The sequence below is a fragment of the Arenimonas sp. MALMAid1274 genome (assembly GCF_049195245.1).
In the GTDB taxonomy this organism is placed as follows: domain Bacteria; phylum Pseudomonadota; class Gammaproteobacteria; order Xanthomonadales; family Xanthomonadaceae; genus Arenimonas.
Genome location: NZ_JBMIRR010000027.1, coordinates 668,547 through 681,203 on the forward strand (window position 1 = coordinate 668,547; position 12,657 = coordinate 681,203).

At 70.4% G+C, this 12,657-nt stretch carries 13 protein-coding genes; 9 read left to right on the plus strand and 4 right to left on the minus strand.

What is annotated here, in order from left to right; genetic code table 11:
* Positions 1–24: 24 nt before the first annotated feature.
* The gene (locus tag ACOQFR_RS11690; RefSeq protein ID WP_421382069.1) at positions 25–1,020 is read left to right on the plus strand and encodes an LLM class flavin-dependent oxidoreductase; all 996 of its coding nucleotides are present in this window, start codon (positions 25–27) and stop codon (positions 1,018–1,020) included.
* On the opposite strand, the gene fabR is transcribed toward ACOQFR_RS11690, so the two are convergent.
* Positions 1,017–1,679 carry an HTH-type transcriptional repressor FabR gene (gene fabR / locus ACOQFR_RS11695; protein ID WP_421382070.1) on the minus strand — a complete coding sequence of 221 codons (663 nt, stop codon included), beginning with the start codon at positions 1,677–1,679 and terminating at the stop codon, positions 1,017–1,019. The two genes, ACOQFR_RS11690 and fabR, sit on opposite strands and share 4 nt — an antisense overlap.
* Positions 1,680–1,865: 186 nt before the next feature.
* On the opposite strand from fabR, the gene ACOQFR_RS11700 reads away from it, so the two are divergent.
* The 4 genes from ACOQFR_RS11700 to ACOQFR_RS11715 all read left to right on the plus strand — a co-directional run bounded on the left by ACOQFR_RS11700 (position 1,866) and on the right by ACOQFR_RS11715 (position 6,072).
* The gene (locus ACOQFR_RS11700) at positions 1,866–2,912 is read left to right on the plus strand and encodes a ferredoxin reductase (RefSeq protein ID WP_421382072.1); all 1,047 of its coding nucleotides are present in this window, start codon (positions 1,866–1,868) and stop codon (positions 2,910–2,912) included.
* 32 nt (positions 2,913–2,944) lie between these two features.
* On the plus strand, positions 2,945–4,033 hold the full coding sequence (locus tag ACOQFR_RS11705; protein ID WP_421382074.1) for a fatty acid desaturase family protein: 1,089 nt from the start codon (positions 2,945–2,947) through the stop codon (positions 4,031–4,033).
* A gap of 114 nt (positions 4,034–4,147) precedes the next feature.
* Positions 4,148–5,281: a carboxylate-amine ligase gene (locus ACOQFR_RS11710; RefSeq protein WP_421382076.1), complete on the plus strand. Its 1,134-nt coding sequence runs from the start codon at positions 4,148–4,150 to the stop codon at positions 5,279–5,281.
* Positions 5,278–6,072 carry a gamma-glutamyl-gamma-aminobutyrate hydrolase family protein gene (locus tag ACOQFR_RS11715; RefSeq protein WP_421382078.1) on the plus strand — a complete coding sequence of 265 codons (795 nt, stop codon included), beginning with the start codon at positions 5,278–5,280 and terminating at the stop codon, positions 6,070–6,072. Before ACOQFR_RS11710 ends, ACOQFR_RS11715 begins: the two co-directional genes overlap by 4 nt.
* Position 6,073: 1 nt before the next feature.
* Here the strand turns inward: ACOQFR_RS11715 and ACOQFR_RS11720 are convergent, their stop codons facing one another.
* The gene (locus tag ACOQFR_RS11720) at positions 6,074–6,412 is read right to left on the minus strand and encodes a YkgJ family cysteine cluster protein (protein WP_421382080.1); all 339 of its coding nucleotides are present in this window, start codon (positions 6,410–6,412) and stop codon (positions 6,074–6,076) included.
* A 181-nt stretch (positions 6,413–6,593) separates the two neighbouring features.
* Here ACOQFR_RS11720 and ACOQFR_RS11725 point away from each other — a divergent pair, with 181 nt between their 5' ends.
* From ACOQFR_RS11725 to ACOQFR_RS11735, 3 genes are all read left to right on the plus strand, one after another.
* Positions 6,594–7,451 carry a PA4780 family RIO1-like protein kinase gene (locus tag ACOQFR_RS11725; RefSeq protein WP_421382082.1) on the plus strand — a complete coding sequence of 286 codons (858 nt, stop codon included), beginning with the start codon at positions 6,594–6,596 and terminating at the stop codon, positions 7,449–7,451.
* A gap of 225 nt (positions 7,452–7,676) precedes the next feature.
* On the plus strand, positions 7,677–8,282 hold the full coding sequence (locus ACOQFR_RS11730) for a hypothetical protein (protein WP_421382084.1): 606 nt from the start codon (positions 7,677–7,679) through the stop codon (positions 8,280–8,282).
* A gap of 132 nt (positions 8,283–8,414) precedes the next feature.
* Positions 8,415–9,608 (plus strand): GGDEF domain-containing response regulator, encoded by a 1,194-nt coding sequence (locus ACOQFR_RS11735; protein ID WP_421382086.1) that lies wholly within the window; start codon positions 8,415–8,417, stop codon positions 9,606–9,608.
* Here ACOQFR_RS11735 and ACOQFR_RS11740 read toward each other — a convergent pair.
* Positions 9,605–10,447 (minus strand): PhzF family phenazine biosynthesis protein, encoded by an 843-nt coding sequence (locus ACOQFR_RS11740; RefSeq protein ID WP_421382089.1) that lies wholly within the window; start codon positions 10,445–10,447, stop codon positions 9,605–9,607. The two genes, ACOQFR_RS11735 and ACOQFR_RS11740, sit on opposite strands and share 4 nt — an antisense overlap.
* Positions 10,448–10,507: 60 nt before the next feature.
* On the opposite strand from ACOQFR_RS11740, the gene ACOQFR_RS11745 reads away from it, so the two are divergent.
* Entirely contained in the window at positions 10,508–11,848 is a 1,341-nt protein-coding gene (locus ACOQFR_RS11745) for a M24 family metallopeptidase (RefSeq protein ID WP_421382091.1), read from the plus strand.
* A 9-nt stretch (positions 11,849–11,857) separates the two neighbouring features.
* On the opposite strand, the gene ACOQFR_RS11750 is transcribed toward ACOQFR_RS11745, so the two are convergent.
* A complete protein-coding gene (locus ACOQFR_RS11750) occupies positions 11,858–12,508 on the minus strand; it encodes a class I SAM-dependent methyltransferase (RefSeq protein ID WP_421382093.1) in 651 nt (216 codons plus the stop codon).
* Positions 12,509–12,657 lie beyond the last annotated feature (149 nt).

Genomic DNA, 12,657 nt, shown 5'->3' on the forward strand with positions numbered 1-12,657 from the left:
AGCCATGACCCAGAAGGCGCTCCGATGATCCCCTTGTCCGTGCTCGACCTCGCACCCGTCACCGTGGGCAGCACGCCCGCGCAGACCTTCGCCAACACCCTGGACCTGGCGCGCGCTGCCGAAGGGCTGGGCTACCGCCGCTACTGGCTGGCCGAACACCACAACATGCCCGGTATCGCCAGCGCGGCCACTGCGGTGCTGATCGGGCATGTCGCCGGCGGCACCAAGACGATCCGGGTCGGCGCCGGCGGCGTGATGCTGCCCAACCATGCGCCGCTGCAGGTGGCCGAACAGTTCGGCACGCTGGCTTCGCTGTACCCGGACCGCATCGACCTGGGCCTGGGCCGGGCGCCTGGCACCGACCAGGCGGCGGCACGCGCCCTGCGCCGCTATTACCAGAACGCCGAAGAATTCCCGGCCGACGTGGTCGAGCTGCTGCGTTACTTCGAGCCGGCCGAGCCGGGTCAGGCGGTGCAGGCCGTGCCTGGCGCGGGCGTGGCCGTGGAGGCCTGGATCCTGGGCTCAAGCCTGTTCGGTGCGCGGCTGGCCGCCGCGCTCGGATTGCCCTATGCCTTCGCCTCGCACTTCGCGCCCGACCAGCTCGACGCGGCGGTGCGCGCCTATCGCGACGGCTTCCGGCCGTCGGCACGGCTGGACCGTCCGCACGTGATGCTGGCCTTGAACGTCGTGGCGGCGGACAGCGACGAAGAGGCCGGGCGACTGTTCACGACCCAGCAGCAGGCCTTTGCCAACCTGCGCCGTGGCCGCCCGGGCCTGGTGCCCCCGCCCCTGGCCTCGGCCGCCGCGATCAACGACTACTGCTCGCCGTCAGAGAAGGCCGGGGTGGACCAGGCCCTGGCCTGCGCCGTGGTCGGTTCGCCCGACACCGTGCGCCGGGGCGTGCAGGACTTCATCGCCCGGCACCGTCCCGACGAGTTGATGTTCACCGCGAACATCTTCGACCACGCCGCGCGCGTACGTTCGTTCGAATTGGCCTGGCAGGCCTGCGCCGCCGCCTAGCCGCGCTCGCGCCACCGCGCCGCACCCAGGAACACGATGCGCAGCTGGCGCACGAAGTTGTCCACCAGCTCGGCCTCGCGCTGGGGCTGGTTCGGCGGCAGGTCCAGGATGTCGGAGGCCGCGTTGAGCATGGTGGTCACCACCAGCCCGCAGATCATCTGCAGGCTGGCGCTGGACAGGTCGGGCAGGGTGCCCAGGGCGCGCAGGTCCTGCGCCATTTCCGAGGCGAAGTGGCTTTCCTCGCGCCGGATTGCCTCGCGGATGGTGCGGGAGCCGCCGCTGCGCTCGCCGGCGATGAAGCGGAACACCAGCCGCCGGTCCTCGACGAAGCGTTTGTAGATCAGCACCGAGCCGCGGAGCATGTCGGTGGGCGGGATGCCGTCGCGGCGCGCTTCGCGCAGCAGTCGGCGCAGGGTCACGCCGCCCATTTCCACCAGGGCCAGGCCCAGCTCGTCCAGGTCGCGGAAGTGGCGATAGAAGGCCGCCGGCACCACGCCCGCCTCGCGGGTCACCTCGCGCAGGCCCAGGGCCGAGAAGCTGCGGCCCTGGCCGATCAGCGACAGCGCCGCATCGACCAGGCGCAGGCGCGTGCGCTCCTTCTGCTCGATGCGGGTGACCGGGGCGTCCGGTTCGGGACGGGTCGTGGAGCGGGGCGACACCAAGCGATGCTCCTGCGGCCTGGGGCCGGGCGAGGGTGAACGGGAGTATAGGCCGCGGACCGGCGGCGCCGGATTGGAGTTGATACTCGGCCCGATTCCGGTAAACATATGTTCACGCAAATGCCGGACGCTTGCCAGACCATGCTCACTCCATCGACTCCACGCCGGGTATCGGTTGTTCGCCGGGTGCTGCGCAGCCCGCTGCTGGCGCCCTTCAACCACGCGCCGGCCTGGGATCGGCTGGCGTCGCTGGTGAACCCGGTCTGGTCGCTGGAGGAACCGCGCGGCCGGGTCGTCCGGGTCGTGGACGAGGCTCCGCAGGTGCGCAGCCTGTGGCTGCGTCCCAACGGCCGGTTCCGCGGCTTTGCGCCGGGACAGCACGTGATGCTGGGCCTGGAGATCGCGGGCGTGCGGCAATCGCGCTGCTTCAGTTTCTCGACCGCGCCGCGCCGCGACGGGCTGCTCCGGCTGACCATCAAGAGCTCGCCGGACGGGCGTTTTTCCCCGCACGCCCATGGCCTGCTGCCGGGCGCCGTGGTGCGCCTGGGCCAGGCCATGGGCGGCTTCGCGCCCCGCGCTGCGGACGCGCCGCTGCTGATGCTGGCTGCGGGCAGCGGCATTACGCCGATGATGTCGCTGCTGCACGGCTTGGCTGCTGCCCGGTCATGCCGCGACATGGTGCTGCTGCAGGTGGCCCGCACGGCGGACGAGAGCCTGTTCAGCGCCGAACTGCAGGAACTGGGCCGACGGCTGCCGGGTCTGCGCGTGCTGCGCCACGTCACCGCCGATGCCGGGCGGCCCGATGCCGGGCACGTGGCCCGGCTTGTTCCCGACTGGCGCGACCGCGAGGCGCTGCTGTGCGGTCCCGAGGGTTACATGGCCCTGGTCGGATCGATCTACGCCGAGGCGGGCTTGCGGCATCAACTGCAGCAGGAAAGTTTCGGCAGGCGCGCCACGCCGCCCGATCCCGCGGCTGCGCGGCATGCGATCCACCGCGCCTCCGGCGCCGCCAGCTTCATCGCCCAGTCCGGACAGACGCTGCTGGAGGCCGCCGAGGCCGCCGGGCTGAGCCCGCCCTCCGGCTGCCGACGTGGCATCTGCCGCAGCTGCAGCTGCCTCAAGCGCAGCGGCACCGTGCTCAACCAGCTCACCGGCATGGCCTCCGGGCCCGGCGAGGAACTGATCCAGCTGTGCATCTCCACGCCGCAAAGCGCGCTGGAGCTGGCGCTGTGAACCCACCCACCGCAATGCAGGGAAAACCCGCCATGGCCAGCAAGATCCGACTCGAAGGCGAAGCGCTGGCAAGCTTCCAGGCCGAACTTGACCAGGTGCGCCGCGACGCCTTTGCCCAGGTCGGTGCCGACGATGCCCGCCACATCCGCCGCGTGCGCGGCTTCGTGCAGGGCTCGGCCATCACCGGCCGCGGGCTGCTGATGTTCGGCTTCGGGCCGGTGAGCTGGGTGCTGGGCGTGCTCAGCCTGGCGCTGGCGAAAATCGTCGAGAACATGGAGATCGGCCACAACGTTATGCACGGCCAGTACGACTTCATGAACGACCCCTCGTTCAATTCGCAAACCTACGAGTGGGACATCGTCTGCGATGGCGACCACTGGCGGAATTCGCACAACGTCGAGCACCACGACCACACCAACATCATCGGCAAGGACCACGATTTCGGCTACGGCATGCTGCGCCTGAGTGACCAGCAGCGCTGGTCGCGGGCCACCTTGCTGCAGCCGCTCTGGTACTTCCTGCTGGCGATCAACTTCCAGTGGGGCGTGGCGGTGCATGACATCAAGATCGGCCGCTTCGTGAAGGGGCGGATGGCGCGCGCCGAGTTCCGCGAGCGCATGCGTCCGTTCCTGCGCAAGGCGGGGCGGCAGCTGTTCAAGGACTACGTGCTGTTCCCGGCGCTGGCCTTCTGGCAGTGGCCGCGGGTGCTGCTGGGCAACCTGGCGGCCAACCTGATCCGCAACCTGTGGACCAACGCCATCATTTTCTGCGGCCACTTCACCGAGCAGGTGCAGACCTACACGCCGCGCGAAGTGCAGGGCGAGACCCGCGGGCAGTGGTACCTGCGCCAGATCCAGGGCTCGGGCAACCTCGAGGGTGGCCGCTGGTTCCACCTGCTCACCGGCAACCTGAGCCACCAGATCGAGCACCACCTGTTCCCGGACCTGCCCTCGACCCGGTACCAGGCGATTGCGCCGCGGGTGCGCGAAATCTGTGCGCGCCATGGCATCCACTACAACACCGGCGGCTTCTGGCGGCAGTATTCGGGCGTGCTGGCGCGCATCTTCCGCTACGCACTGCCGCCCCGGGCGTCGCTGGCCGCTGCGGCGCGCGGCGGCTGATCGCCCCCGCGCGCGCGGGACAAGGGGTTCAGGTTCGATTTGGGACTTGCAGGCCAGAGTCGGGGTCCCGGCCGGCGTGTTCCCCCAGCACGCCGGCCCCGTTACGGAGTTGCCATGCCCCCGGCCGTGCACAGCTTCGGCATCGAGGAAGAGTTTTTCCTGGTCCATCCCCGCAGCCGCCAGCTGGTGCGGCGCGTGCCCACCGGCCTGCTGCGCGAGTGCCAGCGCCGGGCGGGCAGGGTCGTGTGCGCCGAGCTGCTGCAGTCGCAGCTAGAGGTGGCCTCGCCGGTGTTCGAGACCAGTGCGCAGGCGCGCGAGCAGCTGCCGGCCCTTCGCCGCGCCGTGGCCGGCGTGGCCGAATCGATGGACTATCGCCTGGTGGCGGCGGGTACCCACCCGTTGGCGCGCTGGCAGGGCCAAAAGGCGACGCGCCAGGCTCGCTATGCGCAGCTGATGGAGGATTTCCAGATCGTTGGCCGGCGCAACGTCTTGTGCGCGCTGCACGTGCACTGCGCCGTGCCGGCCGGCGTGGACCGGGTGCAGCTGATGAACCGGCTGATGCCGTGGCTGCCGGTGATGCTGGCCCTGTCCACCTCCTCGCCGTTCTGGGAGCGGCATCCCACGGGGCTGATGAGCTACCGGCAGGCCGCGTACGACGAGTGGCCACGTACCGGCATCCCGGATCATTTCCAGGACCAGGACGAGTACGACCGGTTCGCGGCCCTGATGGCGGGGCAGGGCGCCATTCCCGATGCGAGCTTCCTGTGGTGGGCGATCCGGCCATCGCTGGCCCATCCGACGCTGGAGCTGCGCATCTGCGACAGCTGCACCCGTGTGGAAGACACTCTGGCGCTGGCGGCGCTGTTCCGCTGCCTGGTGCATGCGCACCTGGCCAACCCGGAACTCGGCGCCGCGCGCAGCGCGATGAGCCGCCGCGTGATCGACGAAAACCGATGGCGCGCCAAGCGCTGGGGCACCGCCGCGACCTGGGTCGACGAGCAGGCGGACGCTCCGGTCGCGTTTGGTTCGCGGCTGGACGCGATGCTGGCGATGCTCGGCGAGTCCGCGTCGCGGCTGGACTGCGAGCCGGAGCTGGCCCGCGTGCGCGCCATCGCCACGCACGGCACCAGTGCCCACCGGCAGCTCGAGGTCTACGGCCTGCGCTGCGAGGCCGGCGACAGCCGTGCGGCGGCGCTGCGCGCCGTGGTGGACTGGCTGATTGCGACCACGCTGGCGCCGGCGCCATGAGTCCGGATCCGCATCGCAAGCTGCTGATCGGCCTGAGTCCGCGCCTGCTGCGCGAGGTGCCGGTCGAGCTCGGCTTCCGCGGCAAGACCCTGCAGTTCCTGGAGCAGTCGGTGCCGCACTGGGTGATGTCGATGGGCGTGATGATCGTCCTGGTGCCGACCGTGGAGCCGGGACGCGCCTGGCATCCGGCCACGGTTTCGGCGGATGACTATGCCCAAGCCCTGGATGGCCTGATCCTGCAGGGTGGCGCCGACATCGACCCCGCCTTCTACGGCGAGCCGATCACTCACGCCCGCGGCCGCATCGATGCCGAGCGCGACCGTTTCGAGATGGCCCTGCTGCGCGCGTTCGCCGCGGCCGGGAAGCCGGTGTTCGGCATCTGCCGGGGCATGCAGCTGATCAACGTGGCTTGCGGCGGCAGCCTGTTCCAGGACCTGCACGAGGATGCCGTGACCCGGGACGCCCACCATGTCGTGGACCTTTACGACGAACACCTGCACGAGATCCGCATCGTGCCCGGAGGCTGGCTGTCCCGCGTGTATGGCGAGGACGTGCGTGGCCAGGTCAATTCCATCCACCACCAGGGCGTTCGCCGGCTGGGCGAAGGGCTGGTGGTCGAAGCCTGGTCCGACGACGGCGTGGTGGAAGCGCTGCGGCACGAAGGCGACGGCTTCATCGTCGGCGTGCAATGGCACCCGGAATTCCACGACCAGCGCTACCCGGGTCTGCTGCCGGCGGACCCGCTGATGCACGCCTTCTTCGCGGCGGCACGCGCGCGCCGCGACCGCTGACTCAGCCCAGGCGCATGGGGATGCGGCGGCCAGCGGTCAGCTTGCGGTAGCTCTTGCGCTCGTCGCGGCAGTAGGCGCCGCCCATGGCGAACTTGCGGCAGATGCTGGGTCGCGTGTCGTAGATGCCGCAGCGCATCTGCACGCGGTCCAGTGCGGCGCACCAGCCGTCCTCGGAGCGGCGCATCACGTCCAGGCCGCGGTGGTCCACGTCCACGAGGTGGGCCGGCTGCACCTCGTCGGGCATCAGCACCACGGTGAGGCGGCAGCAGACGGCCTCGCAGCGCTGGCAGGAAACGGCGGCGTCGACCAGCTGGTCGTCGTCGCGGAACACGATGCTCATGGCGGTCGCTTGCTTGGGGCGAGGGTCCCGGCGGGGACAGTCGCGAGAAAGGGAGGCGAAGCGGAGGCCCGGCAGGCGGGACGGCGGGACGCGCAGTCAGGAAAGCTGGCGGTCGCAGTCTACACCGGGCGGGGCAGGGCATGGTCCATAATGCCCCACCTCCGTTAATGCACCTGAACCGATGAAGATTCCCAAGGGCCTGCAGCCGCTGGTCGACGACGGCGTGATCGACGCCGTGCTGCGTCCGCTCAAAAGCGGCAAGGAAGCCTCGGTGTACGTGGTGCGCGCCGGCGAGGAGGTGATGTGCGCCAAGGTCTACAAGGACATGGGGCAGCGCAGCTTCCAGGCCCGGGTGCAATACCAGGAGGGCCGCAAGGTGCGCGGCAGCCGCCAGCAGCGCGCGATGGGCAAGGCCACCAAGTTCGGCAAGCGCGAGCTGGAGACGGCGTGGAAGAACACCGAAGTGGATGCGCTGTACCAGCTGGCCGACGCCGGGGTGTGCGTTCCGCGTCCGCATGGTTACCACCACGGCGTGCTGCTGATGTCGCTGGTGACCGATGCCGAGGGCCACAGCGCGCGGCGGCTGGGCGAAGTCGAGCTGGAGCCGGACCAGGCGCGCGATTTCCACCAGCGCCTGGTGCGCGACGTGGTGCGCATGCTGTGCCTGGGCCTGATCCACGGCGACCTGTCGGAATACAACGTGCTGGTGTCGCCCGACGGCCCCGTCATCATCGACTTCCCGCAGGTGGTCAGCGCCGCCGGCAACAACGCCGCGCGAACGATGCTGCTGCGCGACGTGCACAACTTGCGCGACAGCCTGGGCCGGTTCGCGCCCGAATTGGCGCAGACGCACTTCGGCGAAGAAATGTGGGCGCTGTACGAGCGCGGCGATCTGCGGCCCGACACGCCGCTGACCGGCCAGTTCCGGTTCGACGACTCGCGCGCCGATGTCGGTGCGGTGCTGATGTCCATCGAGGACGCGCGCCAGGAAGCGATCATCCGCCAGCAGGGACGCGAGGCCGCGGCCGAGCAGGATTGAGCGGCGTCGCGCGGGTGTACCCGCCGGACACGGCGGGCGCTATGCTTGCGCGCATGGCGACGCCCCATCCGATGCAGGAGTCCCGCGGCATGCGCGCAAGGATCAAACCGTGAAGCGCCGCCTGCTGCTGGCGGCCGTCATCATTGCGGCCTGGCTGGCCTTCATGGCCTACCAGCGCCACCAGATCGACGCCCTGACCACGGAGTCCAGCGTCGACGCGAGGCCATGAGCCCGCCTCCGCCGCTGCCGGCAGACCAGCAGCGGGCGCTCGAGCAGGCGTATGCAACGCCGCCGCGCGCCTACCACCACTTCGGCCACGTCCAGGAGGTGCTGGCGCGGTTCGATGAGGTGGCCGCCGGCCCCGGCTGGCACCAGCCCGACGAAGTGCGCTGGGCCATCCTCTACCACGACGCCATCTACGAGGCCGGGCGCCGCGACAACGAAGCGCGCTCGGCCGACCTGGCGCTGGAGCACCTGCGCCGCTGGCCACCGCCGCAGGCGCTGGATGGCGAGCGGGTCGCGGCGCTGATCCGCCTGACCGCCGCGCATGGGCGTCTGGGGCCGGAGGACGTCGACCGCGAGGCTGCGCTCTTCCTGGACTGCGACATGGCGATCCTGGGCGCGTCTGCGGAGGCCTTCGCCGCCTACGACCGTGCCATCGCCTCGGAGTACCGCGGCAAGGTGCCGGGCTTCGTGTTCAGGCTCAATCGACGCCGTTTCCTCAAGGCGCTGCTGGCCAAGCCACGGATTTACCTGAGCGACTTCTTCCACGAGCGTCTTGACGCCGCTGCCCGCAACAACCTGCGCCGCGCCATCAACCACAAGCAGTAGGGTGGCCGGTGCCGGGCGGCGTCGACGTTTGCCCCGCTGGTGGCCGTGATTCCCGAACTGTGACCCACGTGGCTGGGCCGCGGTGGCTGCATGGTCTAGATTGCCCGGGTCGGTTCGCACGAGGGGGAAGGCATGGACGGTGGGGCACCGGCGCGTTCGCGCATCCTGGTGGTGGATGATTCCCGACTGATGCGCAAGGCTGCGCAGAAGATGCTCGGCGACGAGTTCGACCTGGCCACCGCCGAGGACGGCGAAGACGCCTGGGAGCAGATCAAGGCCGACGACACCCTGCAGGTGGTGTTCACCGACCTGAACATGCCGCGCTGCACGGGCTACGAGCTGCTGGCGCGCATCCGCGGCTCGGACGATCCGGGCGTGCAGGCGCTGCCGGTGATCATCGTCACCGGCGCCGAGAACGACGAAGCGGCGCGCATGCAGGCCCTGGACATGGGCGCCACCGACTTCATCACCAAACCCTTCACCACCACCGACCTGGTGGCCCGCGCGCGCGCCCACGCCAACAACCGGCGCATCACCCGCCAGCTGCAGGCGCAGAGCACGCTCGATCCGCTCACCGGGCTGGCCAACAAGGCCGGGTTCCTGGACCGTTTGCAGCAGGACATTGCCTACGCGCGCCGGCACCAGCAGCCGATGAGCCTGGTGCGGCTGGAGATCGAGGACTTCCGCCGCTTCTTCCTCTACCAGGGCCGCGACGTGGCCGAGCGCCTGGTGCAGCAGGTGGCGAAGTTGCTGCGAGCCCGCATCCGCAAGGAGGACACGGCGGCGCGCATCGGCCTGGGTGGTTTTGCGCTGTCGCTTCCGGGCGGTGAGCTCATCGGCATCGGCGGGATGCTGGAACGGCTTCGCTCCGAACTGGCCGCCAACCTGCCGGTGGGCGAGGATGGCCAGGCGATTTCGGTGGTGCTGCAGTCCGCTGTGGTCAGCCCGGATACCGCCGATGCCACCGACGCCTCGGCGCTGATGGACCAGTGCACGGCGCAGCTGGCGTCGCCCCAGGCCGACACGCCGGCGTCCGTCGCCGCGACAGAGGCCGCCGCGTCGGCGTCCCCCGTCGAGGCGTCTGGGGCCGCGGCCCCGATGCCGCCTTCGACCGTGGAATCGACGGCGGCGGTCGCACCCGCGGCGTCGGCCGCCGCGACTGAAACGCTGCGCCTGGATCCCTTGATCGATGCGCTGGTGGCTGGCAATGCGCGCCCCGCGCAGGAGAAACTGCCTCAGATCATCGGCCGCCTGCTTCCGATCCTGCGCCTGCTGGGCCCGAACCAGCGTGCGCAGCTGATCCAGTTCCTGCAGCGACTGGGTTAAGCCTCGTCGGGCGCCATCAGCCGCGCGCCGCCCGAAACCCGGATCGAACTGCCCGCCGGAGGGTCAATTCGCGCGTGCAGCAGCGATCGGCGGCCCATGTCCTCGCCTTGCACCAGGTCGATGGCGCCCGCGTGCGGCCAGCCGATGTCGCGCAGGTACCCTGCGAAGGCAGCGGCGGCTGCGCCGGTGGCCGGGTCTTCGTACACGCCGCCCGCGGCGAAGGCGTTGCGGCAGTGGAAGCGCTGGTCGCTCTCGGCGTGGACAAGGGCAATGGTCAGGCAGCCCGCATCCTTCATCAGACGGCGGCCAGCCTCGAAGTCGTAGCGCATCGCCGCCAGCGTGGCGCGGTCGCGCACCGCCAGCAGCAGGTGGTCGGCGCCGGCGTGCACGTGGGCCGGCGGCAAACGCGGATCCAGCTGCCCGGACTGCCAGCCGAACAGCGCCAGCACATCGGTCACGCGCGCCGGTGGCAAGCGCGCGCTGCGGGTGGGCGGGGACTGCAGCGCGGCCTGCATGCGCTCGCCGTCGCGATGCGCCTCGACGGTGATGGCCTGCGCATTGAGCTGAAGCGCATGCACGCCTTCGCGCACCTCGCGCGCCAGCATCGCGCCCAGCGCGATCGTGGCGTGCCCGCAGAACGGCACTTCTACCGTCGGCGCAAAGTAGCGCACGCGCCAGCCGTCGCCCTCCGGCGCGGCGAAGGCGGTTTCCGAGAAGCCGAGCCCAGCGGCGATGTGCTGCATCTGCGCGGGTTCCGGCAACCGGTCCGACAGGTGGACCCCGGCGGGATTGCCGCCTGCGGGGCCATCGCAGAACGCAGCGACGCGATAAAGGGCCATGGCTGACTCCGGGCAGGACGATGCGATTATCATCGTGACAGACCCTTGCCAGGACCCGCCATGCGCCTTTCCCTGATTGCCCCGCTGCTGTGTGCGTTGGCCGTTCCGGCCATGGCCTTCGACCAGGGGCGGGAAGTGCCCGGCGGCGACGCCGTGCTGGCGCCGAGGGAGCGTGTGGCGGTCGAGAACCGCATCCTGGCCGAGCGCTTCGAGACCCTGCTGCCCCGGCTGATGGCCGAGACGCGCATCGACCTGTGGCTGGTGCTGTCGCGCGAATACGCCGAGGACCCGGTGTATTTCACCCTGGTGCCCCAGCCCAGCCATGCCGCGCGCCGCACCACGCTGCTGGCCTTCCACCGCAAGGCCGACGGCAGCGTGGACCGGCTGGTTGTCAACCGCTATCCGCTGGGCGAGCCCTACACCTCGGTCTGGTCGGGCGGCGACCTGGACGCGCAGTGGAAAGCGCTGGGCAAGCTGATCGCCGACCGCGACCCGCAGCGCATCGGCATCAACACTTCGCGCCAGTGGCCGGTGGCCGACGGCCTGAGCCACGCGCTGCACCAGCGCCTGGTCGAGGTGCTGCCCGAAGGTTATGCCTCGCGCCTGGTGTCGGCCGAGGACCTGGTGGTGCGCTGGATCGAAACCCGCAGCGCCACCGAAAAAGCGGTGTATCCCCAGGTGGTGGCGCTGGCCCGCGGCGTGATCAGCGAAGCCTTCTCCACCCGCGTGATCACGCCCGGCGTGACCACCACCGACGACGTGGCCTGGTACATCCGCCAGCGCTTCGAGTCGCTGGGCCTGCCGGCCTGGTTCCAGCCGGACGTGAACTTCCAGCGCCAGGGCCAGGCCTGCGAGCGCGACAGCGACTTCTGCGGCGCCGAAGGCGTGATCCTGCCAGGCGACGTGCTGCACACCGACGTCGGCTTCTGCTACCTCAAGCTGTGCACCGACACCCAGGAAATGGGCTACGTGCCGCGCCTGGGCGAAGACGATGTGCCGGCCGGCCTCAAGGCTGCGCTGGCCACCGGCAACCGCTGGCAGGATCTGCTGACCTCGCAGTTCCGCACCGGGCGCACCGGCAGCGAAGTACTGGCCGCCACCCGCACCGCGTCCGAAAAGGCCGGCATCGTGTCGCGCACCTACACGCATCCCTTGGGTTTCTTCGGCCACTCGGTCGGCCCCACCATCGGCATGTGGGACGACCAGAGCGGCAGGACCGACGGCGGCCAATGGCCGCTGCATCCGGACACCGCCTACGCCATCGAGGGCAATGCCAAGGCGCAGGTGCCGGAGTGGGGCGGGCAGTGGGTGCAGATCAAGCTCGAGCAGAGCGCGCTGTTCGACGGCCGCCGCGTGCAGTACCTGGCCGGACGCCAGACGCGCTGGCATGTGGTGCGCTGAGGCGCGACCTCAGCGCCGGTAGCTGAGCAGCCGCCCGCGGTAGGGCGGCACATCGCCGTCGTCGAAGGCGCTGCGCACCTCGTCCACCGCATAGCCCTGGCGTTTGAGCGCGGTGGTGAAGGCGCCGCTGTTGCCGCGGCCCGGGTCGGTGATCAGCACTTCGGCTTCGGGCCGGGCGTGAAGGTGCAACAGCGCCGCCAGTTGCTCGGCGTGGCCGCGCTCGTACAGCACGTCGCTGGCGATGATCAGGTCGAAGCGTCCCAGGTCGGGCTGGGGCAGCGTCCACGCCAGGTCCAGGTAGGCGGGCGGCGGCAGGCCGTTGAGCGCGGCGTTGTAGGTCAGGAATTCTTCGGCCAGCGGATGGTGGTCACTGGCGGTGATGTCGGCCTTGCGTCGGTTCAGCACCAGGCTGGCCAGGCCCAGGCCGCAGCCCAGTTCCAGGATGCGCTTGCCGTCGACCTCGAAGCCGCTCATCGCCTGCGCCAGGACACGACCCGACGGCCAGACCTGGCCGAACAGGCACCAGTTGGCCGATGAAATGCCGGCGCGTTCGGCGCGGCCGCTGGGATCGGCGAACTGCTGCCGGTCGCTGAGAGCGCGGATGCGATAGTCCAGCCCACCCAGGCGCAGGGTGAGCAGACGGGTGCTGTAGCCAGGCATGGCGGCTCCCTGGGGGCGTGGCCTCCCGTAGCGGGAAGGCGAGCGCGAGCGGGAGCGAAACGGCGAGACCGGGGCCTGGTCGTGACGGGCGAGGAGCGGCAGGCCCTTCAGGCGCTGCCGGCCCAGCTTACTCCCTTGCCGTCGCCGGC